Here is a 23,729-nt window from a genome sequence, read left to right as displayed (position 1 = left end):
TTAGCATTCTTTTAAATTTGTGCTTACATTTGAAGCCTCTATCCATCTTTCTAATTGATCCGGAAGTTCTATTTTATTTCTTGAATCAACATCTATAGAACAATGTATTATTTTTCCTTCTGCTACTTTATTTCCATTTTTTATAAAAAAGCTATTTACTTGGAACAAATGTGTATTAATTTTATGAGGGGCAATTTTTACTTTTAAGAAATCTCCAATTTTTATAGGCGCAAGAAAGTTTGCTTCGCAGTTTACTATGGGAAAAATAATTTGACTTTTACGTATAGAAAAATCTGGAAAAATATCTTGATATGGAATCCCATAAATTTCGATACTCTCTTCCCAAGCTTCGTGCGACCATTTTAATAAGTTATGAAAATGAATTACACCTGCAGAATCACAATCACCAAATCTTACCTTCTTCTGCAATATCAACCAGTCAGCGGGTTTCATTTAAAGAACTTATCTATCAACAGATCCCATAATGACATCTATTGAGCCAAGAATTGCCATAATATCGGCGATTTTGGCACCTTTAAGAATATGAGGTAAAATTTGCAGATTATTTAAATCAGCTGCTCTGATTTTAAATCTCCATGGGGTAACTTCATTATTTCCTTGAATAAATACACCTATTTCTCCTTTACCGGACTCTAATCTTGTATACAATTCTCCGTTAGGAATTTTAAAAGTTGGAGCAACCTTCTTTGCTACATATTGATAGTCCATACCAAATATTTCACTTTTCTTATCTTCAGTCGCCATTCTTTGAGCTTCCAAATTTTCTGTTGGACCTCCTGGAATCATTTTACAGGCCTGGCGAATGATGCTTAGTGATTGTCTCATCTCTTCGACTCTTACTCGATATCTCGCATAACAATCTCCTTCTTTTTCTGAAGCAATCTGCCAATCAAAATCGTCATAACATTCATAACTATCGACTTTCCTTAAATCCCAGGAAACTCCAGAAGCTCTAAGCATTGGCCCAGACAAAGACCAATTAATTGCCTGGTCTCTTTCTATTGTTCCCAGACCTTCAATTCTTTTTCTAAAAATTGGATTATTTGTGATTAATTTCTCATATTCATCAATCTTAGGTCCAAACCAATCACAAAAGTCTATACATTTTTCTAACCATCCATATGGAAGATCACATGCGACACCACCTATCCTAAAGAAATTATTATTTATCAGCCTCTGTCCAGTAGCAGCTTCCCAGAGATCATATATCATTTCTCTTTCTCTAAAAATATAGAAAAATGGAGTTTGAGCTCCTACGTCTGCTAAAAAGGGGCCGAGCCACAAAAGATGATTAGCAATACGATTGAGTTCTAGCATTAGAACTCTGATGTAACTAGCTCTTTTAGGAACTGGAATATTAGCTAATCTTTCAGGAGCATTTACTACAATAGCTTCATAAAACATTCCTGCTGCATAATCCATTCTGCTTACATAAGGGACATACATTACATTTGTCCTATTTTCAGCTATCTTTTCCATTCCTCTATGTAAATATCCAATTACTGGCTCACAATCAATGACATTCTCACCATCAAGAGTTACAACTAACCTTAAAACCCCATGCATTGAGGGATGGTGGGGGCCAAAATTGACCACCATTGGTTCTGTTCTAGTCTCTAGCTGAGCCATTCGAAATTTAACTTCTAAATAAATATTAGTCGAAAGTTATGCAAACTGACCTATCTGATTCATCTTTTTTCAATCATAAATCAGTTATGACAGATGAGATTATGGCCTCATTAGAGCATTACCCATTAATCCATAACAACCAACTTAAAGGAATAGACGCTACTTTAGGCGGAGGCGGGCACTCTTATCATTTATTGAGAAAATATTCGGATTTAAATATAATTGGACTTGATCAAGATCCATTCGCGAGAAAATCAGCATCAAAAAAACTTGATGAATTTAAAAATAGGCTTGATATTAGGGCTACAAATTTTGCGGATTTTATGCCAAAAGAAAAAGTTTCTTTTGTGATTGCAGATCTTGGAGTAAATAGCAACCAAATTGATGACCCTAAAAGAGGATTTAGTTTCCAAAAAGATGGTCCGCTTGATATGCGCATGAATCCTTTTCTTGAGATTGATGCAGAGAAATTAATTGAGGCTTTAAATGAAAATGATCTAGCTAACCTAATTTATAAATATGGAGAAGAGAGATTATCAAGAAAGATTGCTAGGAAAATAAAAATGGATTTAAAGGAAAATGGGAAATATTCTGGGACAAAAGAATTAGCCTATTCTATTGCAGGCTGCTTTCCACCAAAACAAAGATATAAAAAAATACACCCAGCAACAAGAACATTTCAAGCACTAAGAATTGCTGTCAATAAAGAAATTGAAGTATTAGAAAAATTTTTGCAAGTTGTCCCTGAATGGATTTTGCCAGGAGGTATTATTTCTATTATTAGTTTTCATTCCCTGGAGGATAGGTTAGTTAAAAATTCTTTTAAGAATGATCAAAGACTAAAAAACCTGACAAAAAAGCCAATAACTCCCTCCGAACAAGAAGTCGAACTCAATAAAAGAGCTAGAAGTGGAAAATTAAGAATTGCTCAATTAAAATAAGAGCCAATAATTTCTAGCGTAATGATCTGATCGTATTTGTAAGAATATGAATTGCTTTTTTTATATCTTTTGAATTAGTGCTTAATCCAATACTTAACCTTATTGAAGATTCTGCTTCTTTAAAAGATCTACCTAAGGCTAATAAAACATGAGATGGTTCACCATTACTACATGCAGATCCACTAGAACAAATTATTTTAGATTTTAAAAGTTTATGAAACTTTGCTCCGTTTAAATCCAATACAGTCAAATTTAAATTGTGAGGTAATCTTTTTTCTATGGAGCCATTAATTAATAAACCAGAATTATTTTCTAACAAACCCTCTAAAAGGGTATTTCTATGCAAAAGTAATTTCTCAGCATTATTTTTTTGATTAAAAACAGCTATCTCAATTGCTTTAGCAAAGCCAACTACTAAAGGAAGAGGTAATGTACCAGACCTGAGACCATATTCCTGACCTCCTCCAACAATTAAAGGCTCAAGATTCATTTCTTCATCAATCAAAAGAAGTCCTATCCCTTTAGGACCATATATTTTGTGAGAACTCATAGTTATCATATTTACATCTGATAAAAGATTGTCTAACTCGATGTAACCTAAACATTGTGCAAAATCAGAGTGAAAAGTTATTCCTCGCGATTTACAAATCTTTGAAATATTCTCTACAGGCTGGATAACTCCTATTTCATTATTTGCCAACATAACACTCACCAGAAATGTATCTTCTCTTATATTTTTTTTGAATTCTTCTTCTGAAATTAAGCCATCTTTCTCAGGGTTAATTTCTGTAACCATAAATCCCTCTTTTTTTAATTGGTTTAGGGGCTCCAAAACAGCTTTATGCTCTGTTTTTAAGGTAATAATATGTCCATAATTTCCAGTTTTTTTATAGAAATTTCTAGCAAAACCTAATAAGGCTAAATTATTAGATTCAGTTGCCCCGCTTGTAAAAATAACTTTTTTATTCTTAAGAAATAAATTTTGTTCTATTTTTTCTCTTGAGGCTTCCAATATAGCGCTTGCGTTAATCCCCGCCAAATTAGATTTGCTTGCAGGGTTAGAAAATATCTCACTCCAAAAAGGTTTCATAGAATCAACAACATCTTTAGAGCAAGGAGTCGAAGATTGATAGTCTAGTAGTATGGGAGTTGAAAGCATTATGTTTAGTATATAAAATTCTGTTTATTACTAGAAAATCAAATTTAAGAATTTAAAAAATGAATGAAATTAATCAAATAAATAATGAACCGGTAAGAAAATCAAGAATTTTATTAGTTGATGATGAGCCTGGTTTAAGAACAGCTGTTAAAACATTTCTAGAAGATGAAGGCTTTGAAATATTTATTGCAGTTGATGGCGAGGATGGTTGGGAAAAAGCTCAAACAATTTTCCCCGATTTGATAATTAGCGATGTTATGATGCCACGAGCCAACGGTTATGATTTATTAGAAAAAATTAGAGAGGATGAAAAATTAGGAGGAACTCCAGTTATTTTTCTAACTGCAAAAGGAATGACCCTAGACAGAACAGAAGGTTATCTTGCAGGAGTTGATGATTATATTTCCAAACCTTTCGATCCCGATGAATTAGCTGCAAGAGTTAAAAATGTAATCAACAGACAAGAACGACTATTAAAAGAAGCGGCACGATTCGCAGATATTGACGTAAGCAAAATGGCAAAACAAATTACTGAAATAAAATCTATGCTCACAGACCAAAACCAAACTAATCCAGAAAATAAAATAAATCTTCCTAGTTTTACTCCTAGAGAAGCAAGTGTGCTTCAACTAGTAGCAGAAGGACTGATGAACAAGGAAATTGCTAGAAAGCTTGAAACATCTATTAGAAATGTTGAGAAATATGTAAGTAGACTTTTTATCAAGACAGGTACATCTAGCCGAACAGAATTAGTTCGTTATGCACTTGAAAATCATTTAGTTAAATAGATTATTTAATTTTTTCGAATTCAATTAGTTTTGAAAAATAAAAAGGAGCTTGATTTAATTTCTTTTTAACAACTTTAAATCCTTTTTCTTTAGCAGCATTAATAATACCCTTTTCTTTCAATGTATATGCCCTTGTAGTTTTACTTGGCCCAGGAAATAATTTTCCAATATTTTTTAGAACAGCAAGAACTGGAGTATAAGGAGCAAAGCTAACGATTAGTTTTTCTTTGCTTAAATCGCATAGATGTTGAACCATTTCTTCTGCGACCGGTTGAGGATAATGAATGAATACATCCAAACAAACTACAACATGAAATAATCCTTTTAATTTTTCCAGATCACAAACTTCATATTTAATTTTACTTTGACTCAAACCTAATTCATGAATGCGTTTTTTTGTTTCTTTAATCATTTCAGAAGAAATATCGCTCATCTGTAATTCTTTTATACCGAGTCTTAATAAAGGTATGGAAAGACTTCCTACACCACAGCCTGCATCACAATAACTTTTTTTTGTTAGTTCAGGATAATTTTTGATGTATGAGACTACATCATCTACAGTTTTTTGATGTCCTTTCCTAATATTTTTCTGAACCGTATTAATTTCATCAGATTTGCTATAAATTTTATTCCATCTTTCAAAGCCAGTACCATTAAAATACTCTCTTACTTCACTTTTTTCGATAATCTTATTTGACGTCATAACATTCTATGAAAATTTATTCTTTTTATACTAACTAACTGGCGCCAAATTAATTGCACGCCATTATAGGAAAGAATTGTTTTGTTATTTTGTCAGAATTGAATTCTAAAGATATTTATAAAATTGCTGTCGTAATGGGTAGTGATTCAGATCTAAAAACATTGAAACCAGCCATTGATATTTTAAGAGAATTTGGAATAAAAATCGAAGTTTGTATACTTTCTGCACATCGAACACCTATTGAAATGATGGAATATGCAAAAAATGCAGAATCAGAAAACATAAAAGTAATAATTGCAGGTGCTGGGGGTGCTGCTCATCTTCCAGGAATGCTGGCATCCATAACTTGCATTCCTGTAATTGGCGTACCAGTAGAGAGTAAGACACTTAAGGGGATTGACTCTCTTTTATCAATCGTTCAAATGCCCGCTGGAATTCCAGTTGCAACTGTTGCAATTAATGGAGCTCAGAATGCTGGATTATTGGCAATAGAGATGATCAGTTTATTTGATGAATCCATAAAGAAAAATTTGAAAGAATTCAGAGAAAATCTACATTCACAGGTAAGAACTAAAAATAGTAAGTTATCAAATATTGGACCTGACAATTATCTTCAAAATAAATGAACTAATATTTTCTATTAGGCCTTGTTAAGAAAGTTTTCTTTTTTAAGGTAGTTAATAATTTTTTCAACGGAATCATTTAAATCTAACGAACCTGTATCAACAACAATTTCGGGATTAAGAGGAGCTTCATATGGACTAGAAATCCCTGTGAATTCCTTAATTTCTCCCAAACGAGCTTTCTTATAAAGACCTTTAGTATCCCTATTTTCGCAAACTGTGATATCAGCAGCACAATAAACTTCAATAAAATCCTTAGATCCAATAATTTTTCTCACCTTATCTCTATCGCTAATAAATGGCGAAACGAATGCTGTAATAGTTATTATCCCAGCATTCATAAATAAATTCGCAACTTCGCCAATTCTTCTTATATTTTCTTCTCTATCTTCATCCGAAAAACCAAGATCTTTACATAAACCGTGTCTAATATTATCTCCATCCAACACATAAGTCGAAAAACCATCTAAGTGTAAAACTTCATTTAAAGCGTTGGCCAAAGTACTTTTACCAGAACCAGATAAGCCTGTAAACCAGATAACCATACCTTTATGACCTCTCATCTTCTCTAACTTTTCTCTATCAATAGTTAAGTTGTGCCACTTTATATTGGCTGACTTTGTTTGATTTTGTTCTTTCATTTTTTACTTCATCAAAATTAAAAACCTATCTTAACCCTTGCTTCATAAATTATGAAATCCCTCTTTACGAAGAAATTCAATTGATTTCGATACCATATCACCCTGTAACTGAATATTTCTATCAATTAATGTTCCTCCAGTCCCACAAAAAACTTTAATTTTTTTTAGTAATTCTTTTAATAAAATTTCATCCTGAGTGCCTAAACCTCTAATTAAAGTTATAGTCTTGCCCTTTTTACCTTTTTTTTGTTTTAAGATACTAATTTTTGATCTTTTATTTAAATTATCTACCTTAGCTATTTCTTCAGATTTCTTTTCTTGATTATCAAATTCGATCCAATTCTTTTTTCCCATTATTTTCAATATAATCTATAGTTAGTTAATACTTATTCTATAGAAAAAGTGGTAAGTACATTTTCTCGCAAAGATCAAAACTATAAAAATGACGATTTAAATCAACCCTCCAAAGAGGGAAGATTTGGAAAATATGGTGGTCAATACGTTCCTGAAACGCTAATGCCCGCTCTTTTTGAGCTTGAAGACGCTGCATCTAATGCATGGAAAGATAAACTTTTTGTAGAAGAATTAAATCATCTACTTAAGACTTATGTAGGAAGAGAAACACCACTTTATGAAGCCAAAAGACTTACTGAACATTACAAAAATAAACAAGCAACTCCTAGAATATGGCTTAAAAGAGAAGATTTAAATCATACTGGGGCTCACAAAATTAATAATGCTCTTGGACAAGCTTTATTGGCAATAAGAATGGGCAAAAAAAGAATAATTGCAGAAACTGGAGCAGGTCAGCATGGAGTTGCTACTGCTACTGTTTGTGCGAGATTTGGCTTGAAATGTATTATCTACATGGGTGCTGAAGACATAAAAAGGCAATCTCTTAACGTTTTCAGAATGAAACTTTTAGGAGCTGAAGTTAAAGTTGTAAATTCTGGAACTGCAACACTTAAGGATGCTACTAGTGAGGCCATTAGAGATTGGGTTTCTAATGTCGAAACCACACACTACATTTTAGGATCTGTTGCAGGCCCACACCCTTTCCCAAAGATTGTGCGAGATTTTCATGCGGTTATAGGCGAAGAAACTAAAAAACAATGTTTGGAATCATTTGGATCTTTGCCCGATATTTTGCTTGCTTGTGTAGGTGGGGGATCAAATGCAATGGGGCTTTTCCATCCTTTTGTTAAAGAAACTTCTGTGCGTCTTATTGGAGTTGAAGCCGCAGGAAGCGGAGTTGATACTGACAAACATGCTGCCACTATCACTAAAGGGTCAGTTGGAATTTTGCATGGATCAATGAGTCTTCTCTTGCAAGATGATAATGGTCAAGTACAAGAAGCTCACTCAATAAGTGCAGGTTTAGATTACCCTGGAGTAGGCCCTGAACATAGCCATTTAAAAGATATAGGTAGAGCAGAATATGGATCAGTCACGGATCAAGAAGCTTTAGAAGCTTTAAAACTTGTTAGTGAACTAGAAGGAATCATACCTGCACTTGAAACTTCCCATGCCTTTGCTTGGTTAGATAAATTATGCCCTACTCTTGAAAAAGATACTCACATAGTGATCAATTGCTCTGGTAGAGGTGACAAAGATGTTAATACTGTTGCATCTTCATTAGATATTTAATCAATACCTTGGGATTGATGGGTCAATATATCTACTCCATCCATCAATACCCTCCTCCAAATTCCATATTTCGCTCACAATATTATTATCCAAGCACCATTGAGAAAAGTTATAACTTCTTATTCCTGCATGACAGGTAACTACAATTTCTCTGTCTAATAAACCAGCAAATATTTCTTCTACATATTTAGATGTGACTTTACTAATTGGTATATGTAAAAATTTTTTTGAGAAACGAGCTATTTCAAGCTCTGACTGTTCTCTTACATCAATCAAAACTGGATCTTCTTTCTCAGAATTAAACCAATCATTGAGACTAGAAGCATTTATAGATTTTGGATAACTTCCCAATTTATAGGATAAATTATGTGTTATTTACAATTTAATAAATTAAGTTGCAGTAGGAAGTTTATTGTTAAAAATAAAAATAAACATTGATAATGAAACTTAGAGTAGTAGCAATAATACTTTTATTATCTTTATTACTTTTTTTTGGTTTTAAAAAAGTTTCTACTAATAAAAATAAGGAGCAAAGTACAAATATTGATCAACTAAATATCTTAAGATATATGCCTAAAAATGATAAATTATTATTTATTTCAAGTTTAGATAGTTTTCATATTATTAATAATAATGAAAAAGATAAAAATTCAACAAACCAAGATGACTTTGTTTTAATAAAAGACTCTATATTAAATTACTTAGGTATAGATCTTGGCAACAATAAATTAGAAGATATCTATAACAATGAACTTATAATCTCATTTTTTGAAAATAATAAAAATCTTAAAGATGATATTTTGATTATTTTTAAAATTAAGCCAGAAAAAACAATAGACGATTTATTAAATTTGCCTAATAAAATTGATCAAATTGATGAGATAATTTCAATTAATAGAGAAAGCAAAATAAATTTCCTTAACTATATATATCGAACCGAAGATAATTATATAATTGCTTCATCAGATAAAAAATTGATCAAAAATAGTATTAACTCTAGTAATAATTTTAAAGAAAAAGAATTTCAATATGATGGAGAACTTTTTGGACTCAAAAATCAAAAAAATATATTATTTACAAAAAAATTTGGGGAAAGTATATTTTTTGATAAAGAAATTTTTCCTAATAAAAATGAGGATATTATAGCTACTACATTTGATTTAAAAAATAAACATTTAATTTTAAAATCATATTTACTAAATAATAAAAAAAATATTGATATTCTTACTTATGATAAGTTTATAAATCAAGAAAATAAGCATAAAGAAAATCCTCAAGTTTCAATTTTCACTGAAATTAAGAATTTTGAAAAATATCTAAAACCTTTTATAAATAATTTTGAACAAAGTTTTTTTGAAGATTTTAACCAAAATACCAATCAAAACATTTTAATTCTCAATTCAAAAAAAGATTGGCTTTTTACATTTGAAAAAAATACTGAAAATCAATTTGATTTAAGTACTTTGAAAAAACTAAAAGATTTCAACAAATATACCTTAAAACAAAATGAAGATATTTACTCAATATACTCCAAAGATATTCTTGAAGAAAAAAACGATGCAATAAAACAATTTACTTTTGAAAATATCTATTCAATAGAATCAGGAGGTTTGCAATTCATAAGTAATTTTTTAATAGATAGTAAAAAACTAGAAACAATCTCAAAAAAATTTTTCAACCTAAAAAGTTATAAAGATAAATCTACTTTTCTTTTTGCCAAAGTTGATATCAAAGATGAAAATTCAAATAAAATTAAATGTTTACCTGATGTGGAAGATCTTAATTTTCTTATTAGAAATATTTTAAAAATATCAAATGAAGAATATCTAGAAATCATAAGTCAATCTATTCCAGAAAAAAATCCAATTCTTTATACAGAAACAAGTTTAAAAATACCTTAATAAAGTTATTCAAATAAGCTTCAAAGACAATCATTTGAAATTTTTGTGAAGTTAATAACTTGTGGTTAATTAAAAATTATTTGACTATCTTTAATCTATAAGTATTTGATATTGAATTAAGCAATTGGACAATAAAAAACTAATTTTAAAACCAGGATTAGAGGGTGTCCCAGTTACTAATTCATCTATCTGTGATATTGACGGCAACAAAGGTAAATTATTGTACAGAGGCTACTCCATTGAGGAACTATCCAAAAAAAGCAGTTTTTTAGAAACTGCATACCTGTTGATTTGGGGTGAATTGCCCACAGCTATTCAACTTAGAGATTTTGAACAAGAAGTTCAGATGCATCGAAGGTTAAGTTTTAGAGTCAGAGATATGATGAAATGTTTCCCTGCTACAGGTCATCCTATGGATGCTCTCCAATCTAGCGCGGCTTCTTTGGGGCTCTTCTATTCGCGCAGGGCAATAGATGATCCTAATTACATCTACAACGCAGTCATAAGGCTAATAGCGAAAATACCCACAATGATTGCTGCTTTTCAACTTATTAGAAAAGGACAAGACCCAATTCAACCTAGAGATGATTTAACTTACTCATCAAATTTTCTTTACATGCTGACTGAAAAAGAACAAGATCCTATAGCTGCAAAAGTTTTTGATAGGTGTCTAATTCTACATGCCGAACATAGTTTAAACGCCAGTACATTTAGCGCTAGAGTGACAGCAAGCACTCTTACAGACCCATATGCTGTTATTGCCTCTGCAGTAGGAACCTTAGCTGGCCCTCTCCATGGAGGAGCCAATGAGGACGTAATTGCAATGTTAGAGGAAATCAAAACCCCAGAAAATGCAGGTCCTTTTTTGGATAACGCAATCAAAAATAAAAGTAAGATAATGGGCTTCGGCCATAGAGAATACAAAGTCAAAGATCCAAGAGCTATTATTCTTCAAAAACTGGCAGAAGAGCTTTTTATTAGGTTTGGAGCAGATGAAATGTATGAAGTTGCTAAATCACTAGAAGCAGAGGCAATCTCAAGACTTGGACCGAAGGGTATATTCCCTAACGTAGACTTTTATTCTGGTCTTGTTTATAGAAAACTTGGTATTCCTCGTGATTTATTTACTCCAATTTTTGCCATCTCTAGAGTTGCTGGTTGGTTAGCTCATTGGAGAGAACAACTTGGAGCAAATAGAATTTTTAGACCATCGCAAATCTATACTGGTTCAGCGCCAAGAGATTGGATAAGCCTAGAAAATAGAGAATAATATTTGCAGCTTTTCATAAAAAACACACATATTGTTTATGAAGAGTTAATGTATTAAGTAAATAACATAAAAATTTTGGAATACGGATTAGATCTCGAATATAGTTTTAATGAATTCTTAAAAGGTTTTGGCCTTTCTAGTGAAATTGCTCATATAATTTGGCTCCCCCTGCCTATGCTCTTAGTTTTAGTAGCGGCAGTGGTAGGTGTTTTAGTAACAGTTTGGCTTGAAAGAAAAATATCTGCTGCAGCTCAACAAAGAATCGGCCCCGAATATGCAGGAGCGCTTGGAGTTCTCCAACCAATTGCAGATGGTCTTAAGTTACTTGTTAAAGAAGATATTATTCCTGCTAAAGCGGACGGAATTCTCTTTACTGCAGGACCTATATTAGTTCTTGTCCCAGTTATTCTCTCCTGGTTAATTGTTCCTTTTGGACAAAATCTTTTAATAAGTAACGTTGGTATTGGAATTTTCCTATGGATCGCTTTAAGCAGTATCCAGCCAATTGGACTTCTTATGAGCGGATATGCATCAAACAATAAATATTCATTATTAGGAGGTTTGAGAGCAGCAGCTCAATCAATAAGTTACGAAATACCTTTAGCTTTATCTGTACTAGCTATTGTACTAATGACAAATTCTCTCAGTACTATTGACATCGTTAACCAACAAAGTGGTGCTGGAATCCTAAGTTGGAATATCTGGAGACAACCAGTTGGTTTTATAGTTTTTTGGATTTGTGCTCTTGCAGAATGCGAAAGACTTCCATTTGACTTACCTGAAGCTGAAGAAGAATTAGTTGCAGGATATCAAACTGAATATGCTGGGATGAAATTTGCATTGTTCTACCTTGGAAGTTATATAAATTTAATTCTTTCAGCATTACTTGTATCAATACTTTATTTAGGAGGATGGGGGTTTCCTATTCCCGTTGAATTAATAGCTAAGATTCTTAATTTGCCAATTAATGCACCCTTAATTCAGGTTTTCACTTCATCAATAGGTATTGTAATGACTGTATTAAAAGCATATCTTTTAGTTTTCATTGCAATATTATTACGTTGGACAACTCCCAGAGTAAGAATAGATCAACTTTTAGATCTGGGATGGAAGTTTCTTCTTCCAATTTCTCTTGCTAATCTTTTGATAACTGCAGGATTAAAACTTGCTTTTCCGCAATTCTTTGGTGGTTAAATTTAAGTAAAAATACTTAAATTTAAAATTATTCCACTAATATAAAAGTAACAAAGTAAATTTTTCAAAATGAACAATTTCCTTCAACAAATCAATAGCTATATCAAGGAAGCATTTAATGCTGGGAAATATTTATACAATGGTATATCGGTAACTTTTGATCATCTTCGAAGAAGACCTGTTACTGTTCAATATCCCTATGAAAAATTAATACCTTCTGAAAGATATAGAGGAAGGATACATTATGAATTCGATAAATGTATTGCTTGCGAAGTTTGTGTGAGAGTATGTCCCATCAATCTTCCAGTAGTTGATTGGGTAATGAATAAAGAAACCAAAAAAAAGGAACTTCGAAATTATTCAATAGATTTTGGGGTTTGTATATTTTGCGGAAATTGTGTTGAATATTGTCCAACTAATTGTCTATCAATGACGGAAGAATATGAATTAGCTACTTTCGACAGACATAATCTAAATTTCGATAATGTAGCACTTGGTAGACTACCTACAAACGTCACAACAGATCCATCAGTTAAACCTCTAAGAGAACTTGCCTATCTCCCAAAAGGTGACATGGACCCTCATGAAATTGCAGCTTCAGATACTAGAGTTGGTAAATTACCTGAAGAAGTCTATGATTGGATGAGGCCTGAATCCAATGAAAATAAAGATAAAGTTTCTAATCCAACTAGTTAATTTCTATTAATTTATGTCCATCGCAATAACAACACAATTAATTTGTTTTACAGTTCTATCTTTAGTTGTCATTATTGGAGCCCTTGGTGTTGTATTGCTCGAAAGTATTGTTTATTCAGCTTTTCTCCTTGGGGGAGTTTTCATGAGTGTAGCAGGATTATATCTTCTTTTAAATGCAAGTTTTGTTGCTGCAGCACAAGTTTTAGTTTATGTGGGTGCAGTTAATGTATTAATAATTTTTGCAATTATGCTTGTCAATAAAAAAGAAGATTTAAAGCCTATCAATGACATTAAATCGAGAAGAATTATATCAACATCGATATGTTTAACTCTTCTAAGTCTCTTAATAAGAGTTGATTTAACCAATGTATGGAGTCTTTCCAGTCCTCAAAACTCTATTGGAGAAGAATCAACTGTAAGAATTGGTGAACATCTATTTAGTGATTATTTACTCCCATTTGAAGTAGCTTCAGTTTTACTTTTAATGGCAATGATTGGGGCTATCGTTTTAGCTAGAAGAGATGTAATGAGCAAAGATATTTCAACAGGACTACCTGTGGATCAAGAGTTAATTGAAAAATCTCCAGAACCATTACTTACAAATAAAAATTAACCTTTCGACTTTTTATTATGAATTTAGAATCAATCCCTCTTCAAGCTTTTTTGATAGTATCCTCAGCACTTTTCTGCATTGGTATTTGGGGATTATTAAATAGCAGAAATGCAGTTAGAGTTCTTATGAGCATTGAATTAATGCTCAATGCGGTAAATATAAACTTGATGGCGTTTTCTTCCTATATTGATAATAATTTAATTCAAGGACAAGTTTTTACGATTTTTGTGATTACTGTTGCTGCCGCAGAAGCAGCAGTTGGATTAGCCATACTGTTATCTCTTTATAGGAATAGAGTGACTGTAGATATGGAAAGCTTTAATTTATTAAAATGGTAAAAGCATTAAATGAAACTTTCATTAGTGCTCATCGTATATCGTTCAAATAGTAGTATCGCTCAAGAGGCGTCTAAATTTTGTGAAGAAGTTCTTAAAGCCAAAAATATTAAATCAATAAGAATTGAAAGCGATTTTCACAAAGATCAAATTGAAAAATATCTTTATAATTTAGAATTTAAACCGAATATTGGAATCGTTCTTGGTGGAGATGGAACTTTTCTAAAATGTGCAAATGCATTAAAAGCTTATGATATTCCTTTATTGAGTATTAATATTGGTGGTAATTTGGGTTTTCTTACTCAAGAAAAAGATTTTTTATTTGACAAATCTTTCATTGAAATTCTTGAAAACGAAGAATACATTATTGATTTTCGTAATAGATTAAATTGTGATGTTTGTATGAGTGGATCAAGTCCTGACAAAAAAATCATAAAAAGTTATGTAGCATTAAATGATTTTTATTTTAAGTCTGTTGAAGAAGATATTTCTCCTACCAACCAAATACAAATTGAAATAGATAATGAGAAAGTAAACGAATATAAAGGTGACGGATTAATTATAAGTACATCTACTGGTTCAACAGCATACTCCATGGCTGCGGGTGGTCCAATAGTACATCCTAGTATAGATGCAATGATAATTAACCCTATATGCCCAATGAGTTTAGCAAGTAGACCGATTGTAATACCTAATAATAGTAAGGTAATCATTAAACCTGTAAAAAAAAGCGAAGGTGAACTTAAATTATGGAGAGACGGTTCAAAATGTATGACCATTAAGGAAACTTATTATTGTGAGTTCAAAAAAGGGGAAAGACCCTGCAAAATAATTAGGTTTAAAAAGAGCACTAGCTATTACAATACTTTAATAAAAAAACTAGATTGGAAAGGAGATTTATCTCTTAAAAATCAGAAAAATTAAATGGCCCTTGAAATAGAAAGACGTTTTCTAATAAAAAATGATGATTGGAAAACATTCATCACTAAAAAAATTTTTATTGAGCAAGGATACTTATCAAAAAGTTTAGATGATTGGATTATTAGGATAAGGCTTACAGGCAAAGACTTTAAAATTGCACTAAAAAAACATATCGAAAGCTTTACCAATTTTGAATTTGAATACTCCATCCCACAAAAAGATGGAGAAACAATAATGTCGAATCTTTCAAATACAATAAAAAAAGAAAGATTTTTTTTAGAATTTGAAAAAAAATCTTGGATTATAGATTGTTTCAAAGGAAATAATTATCCACTGAAAATTGCCGAAATTGAACTATCTGAAGAAGAGGAAGATTTTATTCTCCCATCATTCATATCAAAAGAAATAACTGGACTGAAACATTACTCTAATTTCAGTCTGTCTAACAAACCTTTTTCAGAATGGAAGTAGAAGTATTTGACAACTCTCAAAAATAACTAGTCAAAGGAACCACTTATCCTTTATATTTTCTTTATATTTTATTATAAGATTTTCTTTTCTTCAAATGTATGGTCTTTATGACAAGGAAGGAATATTGAGATTTGTTGATTCAGACAAAGATGCCTGCATCGCATATGCTGAACTCTTCGAATTGGGTTCAACAAATTATTGTTTAATGGATTTAGCCAAAGATACAAAAAAAGTAAAGTTTACTAATCTTGATCAGAGTCTGGAAGGGAACAACAATTAAATCCATCTCTACAAATCTTTCCATTATCCATTGCCCAATTTAAAAGTGCTACTCTGTTTTTAGAACCGGTTTTTGTAAACATATTACTTACATGATTATCAACAGTTCTTTTACTAATAGTTAGTTTTACTGCAATTTCTTGATTTGTAAGCCCATCAGCTACGAGATCGATGATTTCCATCTCTCTTGTTGAGAGACCCATCATATCAATGTTGTTTACTTCTTCTTCAACCATTTGCATTTAAACAGTTCCTTTTTTATATTAATTAAGTTTAGCAATCCCACTACACTTGTTAACCAATTAGGAAACAAAAGCAATTGAAATCAAAACTTCAGCAGACTTTAGAAAAAAAATCCAAGGTAATAACGGCAGAATTAATGCCCCCTAGAGGTGGAGACCCCTTAAGATCTATTAAAATAGCACAACTTTTGAAAGATAAGGTACATGCTGTTAACATTACCGACGGAAGTAGGGCTGTAATGAGAATGTGTAGCCTAGCAATGTCCAAACTATTACTGGAAAATGAGATAGAACCAATAATGCAAATATCTTGCAGGGATCGTAATAAAATTGCTTTACAATCAGACATTCTTGGAGCAAATGCCTTAGGAATTCAAAACATCTTATGTATTACCGGTGATTCAGTGAAAGCTGGGGATCAACAAGATGCTAAAGCGGTACACCAGTTTGAATCAGTAAGATTGCTACAACAAATTCAAGCCTTTAATAAAGGAATTGATCCTACTTTTGGAGAACTGCCCGATAAAAAAACATTTATTTTTGCAGGAGCTGCTGCTGATCCAAGTTGCAAAAATAAAAGAAGTTTAGAAAATAGAATTAGAAATAAAAAAAAGGCTGGAGCTCAATTCATTCAAACTCAAATGGTTATGGAAAAAGAAAATTTAATAAGTTTTTGCAAAGAAATAGCTGAACCACTAGAGATTCCTGTAATTGCAGGTGTATTTCTATTAAAGTCTTATAAAAATGCTCTCTTTATAAACAAATATGTCCCAGGCGCAAACATACCTGAGAACATATTAAATCGTCTTAAAGATGCCAAGAATCCTTTAGAAGAGGGTATTCAAATTGCAGCTGAACAAGCTCAAGATTTTTTTAACATAGCGAATGGGATTCATTTAATGGCAGTTAAAACTGAACACTTAATCCCTGAGATCCTTAGAAAAGCTGATCTTAATCTGGAATATTAATCAAATCAGTACCTAATAATTCTGCCATTGCCTTCTGCTGAGGAGATGGCTCGGTCATATCAGATCTTCTGGAATCTGTTATCAACCAATCCAAAGATGCATCTTGCAAATCGAAGTGGTCTCCATTTTTGCCCACACAGTAACGGCCAAATACTAATTTATCTACAAGTCGAACACCCTTACCAATTTTGGAGTAATCAAAAATTATTGAATTATCGATTGTTGCACCTTCAGAAATGTAACAACTTGGGCCAATCATTGAAGGTCCAATAATTGTTGCGCCATCTTCTATTCTTGTCATTCCTCCTATGTATACTGGACCAGTAATATCGACCGCATCCCAATTCACAGCAACATTTAATCCCGTAAAAACTCCCGGTTTAATTTCTTTGCCAGGTATCTCAACTTGTCTTACTTTACCTTCTAATACATTACGAATAGCTCTCCAATAATCAGGAACTTTTCCAATATCTACCCATTCGAAATCCATTGGAAGTGCAAAAAATGGCAAATCCATTTCAACAAGTTTAGGGAAGAGATCAGCACCTATATCAAATTTTTCACCTGATGGTATGTAATTAAAAATTTCAGGTTCAAAAAGATAAATACCCGTATTAATAGAGTCACCTAACGCTTTATCTACAGATGGCTTTTCTTGAAAAGCCTTTATACGACCATTATCATCTGAAACTACCACTCCATAACTTGATACTTGATCTCTAGTTACTTTTTTAGTTATTAAACTTGCAATGGCACCCTTTTCCTTATGTTTCTTAACTGCTTCAGTCAAATCTAGGTCAACTAAAGCATCACCACAAAGTACAACAAAAGTTTCATCAAAAAAATTTTGAAAATCTTGAATTTTTTTTAATCCTCCTGCTGAACCTAAAGCATCGCCTATTAATTCTCCATCTTCAATTCTACCTTCGAAACTATATGCTATTTCCACACCAAATCTTTGACCATCGCGAAAGTAATTTTCAATTTCTTCAGCTAGGTGAGAGACGTTAACCATTATTTCTCTAAATCCATGCTCTTTTAAAAGTTCTAAAAGAAACTCCATTACAGGTTTTTGTAAAATTGGTATCATGGGTTTCGGAATGATATGAGTTATCGGCTGAACACGAGTACCTTTTCCTGCCGCAAGTATCATTGCCTTCATAAATTCAAAACCTCTTTTAAAAGATTATACGTTATTAATATTAATAAGGTTCTAAGCAGCAGAAGGTGAAGTATCTGTAACCTCAAGATTTTCTATAGGCAATTGAGCTAATCCTCCATCAGGAATAATTCTTTTAATTTGAATTGGGCCATATAAGGAATTAATTTGTTTAATTTCAATTTTATTTTGAGAAGATAAAAATAACAAAGCCCAAAAGACCCCAAGACGATCTTTATCTAAATCATTTTTTACAACTGTTTGCCATTTCTTAACTAAATATTCAAAATCTGTCCATTGTAAAGCTTTTTCCCAACCATCAATAAATTTGCCTAATTCTTTTGTCGTCTCTGGTAGTTTCTCGCGATGTGCTAAAGATTTAACTTGAGAAATTAAGGCCTTATCAGAAAATTTTTTATTTCTTTTTCTCTTCATTAGAAGAAGATCTTCGGTCTCTATAACTTCAGCAATAGACTCTAGTTGACTTACCAGTTCTGCCAATGTTGTTGTACGTTTAAGAATTGGTTGTGCTATAGATCTTCTCCTTAGGTATTTTTCAGGATATTTTGGAATATCAAATTCTTGAGCAATCCAATCTTGTTCATCTAAATCAAAATCATCTTCAAAAATTGGTTCATTTTCTTTGAAAACATCAGATTCCAAAACCTGAGCCTTTAAATTAACTAGTACTGAAGCCGCAAAAAATGCCTCACTTGTCTCTGATAAATCTTTACGATATGAAATTTGACTATTTGGAGTTTTTTCGAAGCTATGCGAATATTGCTCTAAAAAACTATCAATTACGCTGATTACATCAATATCCCATGGATCAAGATCACCTTTCCCAGCAGCGTCTTGAAGAAACTTAATCAACAATCTAGGTGCTAATTGTTGTCTATCAATAGCGTTAAAATAGGATATTTTTAAATAGCTAATATCTACTAATAAGATATCTTCTTATTTATTTAATGCCAAATAATATTGCATTTATTAAAATTTTTATAATGTTGGAGCCTTTAAGATCTCATTTTTTTTAGTTCCTGCAAAAATATTTGTTTTCACAGTTCCTTTAACTGCAGACAAATTTCTATCTACTAAATTGTTTATAGATGCAAGATAACTTTCAGTAACTAATCTTGGATATAAACCTATTCCAATTATCGGCAAAAGTAAACAAGCTATGATATAAACTTCCCTAGGCTCAGCATCAATAAGTTTTCGTTCTTCGGTTAACTTACGATTTTCTTTACCAAAGAAAATTTCTCTCAACATTGAGAGTAGATAAATAGGAGTAAGTATTACCCCAATAGCGGCTAGAGATGCCATAACTATCCTAAATGGAAGCGTATAAACTTCATCGGTAACAAATCCTGTAAATACCATTAATTCGGAAACAAATCCACTCATACCAGGTAAAGCAAGTGAAGCAAGGGAGCAAGCAGTCCATAGAGCAAACATAATTCTCATTTTTTGTCCTACACCACTCATTTCATCAAGTTTAAGAGTCTTTGTTCTATCATAAGTAGCTCCAACAAGAAAAAATAAACTAGCCCCAATTAATCCATGACTAACCATTTGTAGCATTGCTCCGCTTGTTCCGAGACTACTAAAACTACCTATTCCAATAAGAACAAAACCCATATGACTTATTGAACTATATGCAATTTTTCTTTTTAGATTTCTTTGAGCAAAAGAAGTTAATGCAGCATAAATTATGTTTACTACTCCTAATACAATTAATAAAGGGGCAAATTGAGCATGAGCAACAGGTAATAATTGTGCATTAAATCTTAAAAGAGCATATCCTCCCATCTTCAATAAAATTCCTGCTAGAAGCATATGGACAGGAGCTGTAGCCTCTCCATGAGCATCTGGCAGCCAAGTATGAAGAGGTACTATTGGTAGTTTTACTCCAAAAGCGATTAAAAGCCCCACATAACAGAGTATTTGGAATTTTTGACTGAATTCTTGAGAAGCCAAGTGAGAAAATTCAAAGTTGGGAATTTCTGTACCGTAGAAACCCATCGCCAATGCTGCTAGAAGGATAAATATAGAACTACCAGCTGTATAAATAATGAATTTTGTCGCTGCATATTGTCTATTTTTTCCGCCCCATATTGCCAATAATAAATATACCGGTATTAACTCAAGTTCCCAAGTTAGAAAGAATAAAAGCATATCTTGAACTGCAAATACAGCGATTTGACCACCATCCATCACTAATATCAAAAAGAAAAATAACTTTGGTTTGAACTTAACAGGCCACGCAGCTAAAACTGCTAATGCAGTTATAAAACTAGTTAATAATATTAAGGGCATAGAAAGGCCATCAGCACCAACAGACCAAGTAAGACCTAAATCAGGGAGCCAACTAATATTTTCTTTAAGTTGAACATTTTCATTATTAATATCAAAACCATTTATATATGAGCCTACAGTTATTAAAAAAGTGATTAATGCAACAGCCAATGCGAACCATCTCACCTCTTTTCCATCTCCTTTATCTGGGAAAAAAGGGATCACAAATGCACTACCAATTGGGAACAAAATTGAGGTAGATAACCAAGGAAAATTAGATAATCCAGCTCCCAAAGTTCCCAGGATTTCTGTAGCAAAATGTGTAAAATAATAAGTACTCAATTTAATAAGAAATTTATCTTAAATAAAGTCTAGAAATTATCTGTATTTTTTCACCCCAATGAACAGTGAAGACACACAATTGTAATTAAGTTACTGGAGGAGACTGAAAACCAAATATGGCGACAAGTAGAATAACTCCTCCAAAAACAATGAGGGCATAAAATTGAGCCCTACCAGTCTCAAAATATTTCAAACCTTCTCCACTACCTAGAGTTACAAGTCCTGTGAGATTAACGACTCCATCAACAACTTTAGAATCAACTTCTAAAACTTCTCTAGCAAGTTTTCTACTACCTTTAACAAAAAGTTTTTCATTAATATCATCTAGATACCATTTATTGGCTAGAAATTGATTAATGGAAGGAAACTTTTCGGCAAATAGAACTGACAAATTAATTTTTTTCACAAAATATGCCTGATAAGCAATAATGATTCCAGCTAAAGCGATAAGAACTGAGGCTATCGCTAACGGCAAAAATTCTTTAAATTCAAAGGCTTTTGCAGCAGTCTCTGCTTCTTCAGGATCTAGTAGATTTGCAATTTTGCTATCCCATGGAAGTCCCATAAAACCGATAATTAGAGACGGCACAGCTAAAAATACTAAGGGAAATGTCATTGACCAGGGTGACTCATGAATAGAGCCATGCTCTTCATGCAGTTCTTCATTTTCTTCATCTTGGTTTATTTTTGAGGCTATTAGAAGCTCTTTTTGCAATTCTTTATTCTCTCCTCTGAAATCTCCTTCAAATGTCAAGAAATAAAGCCTAAACATATAAAAAGCAGTCATACCAGCTGTCAGAAGTCCTATAAACCAAAAAGCTGGAAATGATATAAAAGCATTTCCGAGTATCTCATCTTTACTCCAAAAACCTGCCAATGGTGGAATACCGCTAATTGCTACGCAACCTATTAAAAATGTTGTTGATGTATATGGCATTTTTTTTCTTAAACCACCCATTAATCTCATATCTTGAGCTAATACAGGCTGATGGCCAACTACTTCTTCCATAGCATGTATTACTGAACCAGATCCCAAAAATAGCATTGCTTTGAAACAAGCATGAGTCACTAAATGAAAAATTCCTGCTACTGGCGCTCCACAACCCATTGCAAGCATCATATAACCAAGCTGAGAAACTGTGCTGTAAGCTAAACCTTTTTTTAAATCCATTTGGGTCAAAGCTATAGAGGCTCCTAAAAAACAAGTAATGGTGCCTACTAAAGCAATAATGAACTGAATAGAGGGGAATATTGAGTACAAAGGTTGGAGTCTTGCTACAAGAAATATTCCTGCAGCAACCATTGTTGCGGCATGGATAAGTGCAGAAATAGGTGTCGGGCCTTCCATCGCATCAGGCAACCACACGTGAAGAGGAAACTGAGCAGATTTTGCCATTGGCCCTAAAAAAACTAAAAAACAAAGCAGTAAAGCAGCCCAAATAGGTATCGAATTGTCAGATATTGATTGAGAAATTCCAGTGGCTATTTCATTAAAATCAAAACTATTTGTTGCCCAAAATAGGCCAAGAATTCCTAGTAATAATCCAAAATCTCCAACTCTATTAACAACAAATGCTTTTTGTGCAGCGTGGGCAGCGCCATCCCTGTCATACCAAAAACCAACCAACAAGTAAGAACACATCCCAACTAATTCCCAAAAAACATAAATTTCTAATAAATTCGGACTAACGATTAATCCCATCATTGAACTACTAAATAATGCCAAATATGTAAAAAATCTGACATAACCTTTGTCATGCGACATATAACCGTGAGAATAGATCATTACCAGCAAAGTTATAGTCGTTACAAGAGCAAGCATTACACTCCCCAAAGGATCAAGGACAAAACCCATCGGGATTGTAAAATCCCCAGCACTAGCCCATACAAATAATTTTTCTACAGATTGATAACCATTAACTTGTTCAAAAAGAGCTTTGTAACTAATTACCGCAGAAATGCCAACACACGAAATAAGACCTACAGAAACAATTTCTCTGGAATTATTAATTTTCTTGTTAATACTTATTAGGCCTAAACCAGAAAGCACTGCTCCAATAAGTGGGAAAACAGGAATTAACCAGGCAATTTCTGAAGCTTGAGGCATGTTCTAAAAAACTTATAGTTTGATTTTAAACTGTCAATTGAAAAATTCCGACAAAAATGATGAATTAAATGTTTTAACAGCAATATTTATATACTGATGGGACCACCAAAGCACTCCTATTGCAATCAATATACCAAGTTGAGATAACTTAAAAAATTCTTTAATTTTAAATTCTTGCCTCCCTTCAAGTATTGCCATAAAAGGGATTATAGAAGTACTTTTTCTAAACTTTTCAAACTCTTCTCCAAATCTACTTGCTAATCTCTTATCCCCATGCCAGATTGCAAAAAGATGATGCAAAACTAAGCCAATAGAAGTTACTAATGTGAATGAAGTACCAATCCATAGAGTATGAGCAAAACACCAAATTATCTGACCAAATGCTTGTGGATGTCTCGTGATTCGCATTATCCCAGTTCCATAGATTCGAACTTTAGGTTTTAAAACCGATGGAATTTCTAGCAAATTGTAAGTAGCGGGATATAAAAATAAAAAACTTATTGCAGTTAAGAACCAAACTACTATAAAAACAAAATTATTGCCCTGTAAATTCCATAATCTAATTCCGTCATATCTATGAGCCAAAAAATAACTAATCAAGATAATTGCAGATGGCAAACTTAAAAAAACAAAACATAAACGCCATAATCTCGGACCCATAATAGATTCTGCTTTGATTCTTAAAGCAGCTCCCCCACTATGAATTACCGCAAAAATCAAAATCAAAAGTGAAATGATTAGGGAAGTTTTATGAGTCTCCATATATTTAAATTGTTCAAAT

The 23,729-nt window shown here is 32.4% G+C and carries 26 protein-coding genes; 13 read left to right on the top strand and 13 right to left on the bottom strand.

Going from position 1 to position 23,729, the window contains the following annotated elements; all coding sequences use genetic code 11:
- Entirely contained in the window at positions 1 to 453 is a 453-nt protein-coding gene (locus JJ844_04575; GenBank protein ID MBO6974952.1) for an acyl-CoA thioesterase, read from the bottom strand.
- A 9-nt stretch (positions 454 to 462) separates the two neighbouring features.
- Positions 463 to 1,650, bottom strand: coding sequence for an NAD(P)H-quinone oxidoreductase subunit H (locus JJ844_04570; GenBank protein ID MBO6974951.1), 1,188 nt, complete (start codon positions 1,648 to 1,650; stop codon positions 463 to 465).
- A gap of 38 nt (positions 1,651 to 1,688) precedes the next feature.
- On the opposite strand from JJ844_04570, the gene rsmH reads away from it, so the two are divergent.
- Positions 1,689 to 2,591, top strand: a complete 903-nt coding sequence (gene rsmH, locus JJ844_04565) for a 16S rRNA (cytosine(1402)-N(4))-methyltransferase RsmH (protein MBO6974950.1) — start codon at positions 1,689 to 1,691, stop codon at positions 2,589 to 2,591.
- Positions 2,592 to 2,604: 13 nt separating this feature from the next.
- On the opposite strand, the gene JJ844_04560 is transcribed toward rsmH, so the two are convergent.
- Positions 2,605 to 3,750 carry a cysteine desulfurase gene (locus JJ844_04560; GenBank protein MBO6974949.1) on the bottom strand — a complete coding sequence of 382 codons (1,146 nt, stop codon included), beginning with the start codon at positions 3,748 to 3,750 and terminating at the stop codon, positions 2,605 to 2,607.
- A gap of 59 nt (positions 3,751 to 3,809) precedes the next feature.
- Here JJ844_04560 and JJ844_04555 point away from each other — a divergent pair, with 59 nt between their 5' ends.
- Positions 3,810 to 4,538 carry a response regulator transcription factor gene (locus tag JJ844_04555; GenBank protein ID MBO6974948.1) on the top strand — a complete coding sequence of 243 codons (729 nt, stop codon included), beginning with the start codon at positions 3,810 to 3,812 and terminating at the stop codon, positions 4,536 to 4,538.
- 1 nt (position 4,539) lies between these two features.
- On the opposite strand, the gene JJ844_04550 is transcribed toward JJ844_04555, so the two are convergent.
- Positions 4,540 to 5,241 carry a magnesium protoporphyrin IX methyltransferase gene (locus JJ844_04550; protein MBO6974947.1) on the bottom strand — a complete coding sequence of 234 codons (702 nt, stop codon included), beginning with the start codon at positions 5,239 to 5,241 and terminating at the stop codon, positions 4,540 to 4,542.
- Between the two features lie 134 nt (positions 5,242 to 5,375).
- Between JJ844_04550 and purE the strand changes: the two genes are divergently transcribed.
- A complete protein-coding gene (purE, locus tag JJ844_04545) occupies positions 5,376 to 5,867 on the top strand; it encodes a 5-(carboxyamino)imidazole ribonucleotide mutase (protein MBO6974946.1) in 492 nt (163 codons plus the stop codon).
- A gap of 14 nt (positions 5,868 to 5,881) precedes the next feature.
- On the opposite strand, the gene cysC is transcribed toward purE, so the two are convergent.
- Positions 5,882 to 6,505, bottom strand: coding sequence for an adenylyl-sulfate kinase (cysC, locus tag JJ844_04540; GenBank protein ID MBO6974945.1), 624 nt, complete (start codon positions 6,503 to 6,505; stop codon positions 5,882 to 5,884).
- A gap of 42 nt (positions 6,506 to 6,547) precedes the next feature.
- Positions 6,548 to 6,859, bottom strand: coding sequence for a translation initiation factor SUI1 (locus tag JJ844_04535; protein ID MBO6974944.1), 312 nt, complete (start codon positions 6,857 to 6,859; stop codon positions 6,548 to 6,550).
- A 48-nt stretch (positions 6,860 to 6,907) separates the two neighbouring features.
- On the opposite strand from JJ844_04535, the gene trpB reads away from it, so the two are divergent.
- Entirely contained in the window at positions 6,908 to 8,152 is a 1,245-nt protein-coding gene (gene trpB, locus JJ844_04530; protein MBO6974943.1) for a tryptophan synthase subunit beta, read from the top strand.
- Here trpB and JJ844_04525 read toward each other — a convergent pair whose 3' ends face one another.
- On the bottom strand, positions 8,153 to 8,503 hold the full coding sequence (locus JJ844_04525; protein ID MBO6974942.1) for a rhodanese: 351 nt from the start codon (positions 8,501 to 8,503) through the stop codon (positions 8,153 to 8,155). It lies immediately after the preceding gene.
- A gap of 89 nt (positions 8,504 to 8,592) precedes the next feature.
- Here JJ844_04525 and JJ844_04520 point away from each other — a divergent pair, with 89 nt between their 5' ends.
- The 8 genes from JJ844_04520 to JJ844_04485 all read left to right on the top strand — a co-directional run bounded on the left by JJ844_04520 (position 8,593) and on the right by JJ844_04485 (position 15,553).
- On the top strand, positions 8,593 to 10,053 hold the full coding sequence (locus JJ844_04520) for a hypothetical protein (protein ID MBO6974941.1): 1,461 nt from the start codon (positions 8,593 to 8,595) through the stop codon (positions 10,051 to 10,053).
- Between the two features lie 124 nt (positions 10,054 to 10,177).
- A complete protein-coding gene (locus JJ844_04515; GenBank protein ID MBO6974940.1) occupies positions 10,178 to 11,323 on the top strand; it encodes a citrate synthase in 1,146 nt (381 codons plus the stop codon).
- 75 nt (positions 11,324 to 11,398) lie between these two features.
- The gene (gene nuoH, locus JJ844_04510) at positions 11,399 to 12,517 is read left to right on the top strand and encodes an NADH-quinone oxidoreductase subunit NuoH (protein ID MBO6974939.1); all 1,119 of its coding nucleotides are present in this window, start codon (positions 11,399 to 11,401) and stop codon (positions 12,515 to 12,517) included.
- 69 nt (positions 12,518 to 12,586) lie between these two features.
- Positions 12,587 to 13,213, top strand: coding sequence for an NAD(P)H-quinone oxidoreductase subunit I (ndhI, locus tag JJ844_04505; GenBank protein ID MBO6974938.1), 627 nt, complete (start codon positions 12,587 to 12,589; stop codon positions 13,211 to 13,213).
- 13 nt (positions 13,214 to 13,226) lie between these two features.
- Positions 13,227 to 13,826, top strand: a complete 600-nt coding sequence (locus JJ844_04500; GenBank protein ID MBO6974937.1) for an NADH-quinone oxidoreductase subunit J — start codon at positions 13,227 to 13,229, stop codon at positions 13,824 to 13,826.
- A 17-nt stretch (positions 13,827 to 13,843) separates the two neighbouring features.
- On the top strand, positions 13,844 to 14,164 hold the full coding sequence (nuoK, locus tag JJ844_04495; GenBank protein ID MBO6974936.1) for an NADH-quinone oxidoreductase subunit NuoK: 321 nt from the start codon (positions 13,844 to 13,846) through the stop codon (positions 14,162 to 14,164).
- Positions 14,165 to 14,173: 9 nt separating this feature from the next.
- Positions 14,174 to 15,085 carry an NAD(+) kinase gene (locus JJ844_04490; GenBank protein ID MBO6974935.1) on the top strand — a complete coding sequence of 304 codons (912 nt, stop codon included), beginning with the start codon at positions 14,174 to 14,176 and terminating at the stop codon, positions 15,083 to 15,085.
- Entirely contained in the window at positions 15,086 to 15,553 is a 468-nt protein-coding gene (locus tag JJ844_04485) for an adenylate cyclase (GenBank protein ID MBO6974934.1), read from the top strand.
- Positions 15,554 to 15,795: 242 nt separating this feature from the next.
- Here the strand turns inward: JJ844_04485 and JJ844_04480 are convergent, their stop codons facing one another.
- The gene (locus JJ844_04480) at positions 15,796 to 16,074 is read right to left on the bottom strand and encodes a helix-turn-helix transcriptional regulator (protein ID MBO6974933.1); all 279 of its coding nucleotides are present in this window, start codon (positions 16,072 to 16,074) and stop codon (positions 15,796 to 15,798) included.
- A 77-nt stretch (positions 16,075 to 16,151) separates the two neighbouring features.
- Here JJ844_04480 and JJ844_04475 point away from each other — a divergent pair, with 77 nt between their 5' ends.
- Entirely contained in the window at positions 16,152 to 17,042 is an 891-nt protein-coding gene (locus tag JJ844_04475) for a methylenetetrahydrofolate reductase (protein MBO6974932.1), read from the top strand.
- On the opposite strand, the gene JJ844_04470 is transcribed toward JJ844_04475, so the two are convergent.
- The 5 genes from JJ844_04470 to JJ844_04450 all read right to left on the bottom strand — a co-directional run bounded on the left by JJ844_04470 (position 17,026) and on the right by JJ844_04450 (position 23,710).
- On the bottom strand, positions 17,026 to 18,204 hold the full coding sequence (locus JJ844_04470; GenBank protein MBO6974931.1) for an NDP-sugar synthase: 1,179 nt from the start codon (positions 18,202 to 18,204) through the stop codon (positions 17,026 to 17,028). The two genes, JJ844_04475 and JJ844_04470, sit on opposite strands and share 17 nt — an antisense overlap.
- 51 nt (positions 18,205 to 18,255) lie before the next feature.
- Positions 18,256 to 19,077 carry a segregation/condensation protein A gene (locus tag JJ844_04465; protein ID MBO6974930.1) on the bottom strand — a complete coding sequence of 274 codons (822 nt, stop codon included), beginning with the start codon at positions 19,075 to 19,077 and terminating at the stop codon, positions 18,256 to 18,258.
- Positions 19,078 to 19,200: 123 nt separating this feature from the next.
- A complete protein-coding gene (locus JJ844_04460) occupies positions 19,201 to 20,805 on the bottom strand; it encodes an NAD(P)H-quinone oxidoreductase subunit 4 (protein MBO6974929.1) in 1,605 nt (534 codons plus the stop codon).
- Positions 20,806 to 20,926: 121 nt separating this feature from the next.
- Positions 20,927 to 22,948, bottom strand: a complete 2,022-nt coding sequence (locus JJ844_04455; GenBank protein MBO6974928.1) for an NAD(P)H-quinone oxidoreductase subunit 5 — start codon at positions 22,946 to 22,948, stop codon at positions 20,927 to 20,929.
- Positions 22,949 to 22,981: 33 nt separating this feature from the next.
- On the bottom strand, positions 22,982 to 23,710 hold the full coding sequence (locus JJ844_04450; protein MBO6974927.1) for a hypothetical protein: 729 nt from the start codon (positions 23,708 to 23,710) through the stop codon (positions 22,982 to 22,984).
- Between the last annotated feature and the right edge of the window lie 19 nt (positions 23,711 to 23,729).

Source organism: Prochlorococcus marinus CUG1435 (assembly GCA_017644375.1).
In the GTDB taxonomy this organism is placed as follows: domain Bacteria; phylum Cyanobacteriota; class Cyanobacteriia; order PCC-6307; family Cyanobiaceae; genus Prochlorococcus_A; species Prochlorococcus_A marinus_AH.
This window is presented reverse-complemented; position numbering and strand designations above follow the sequence as displayed.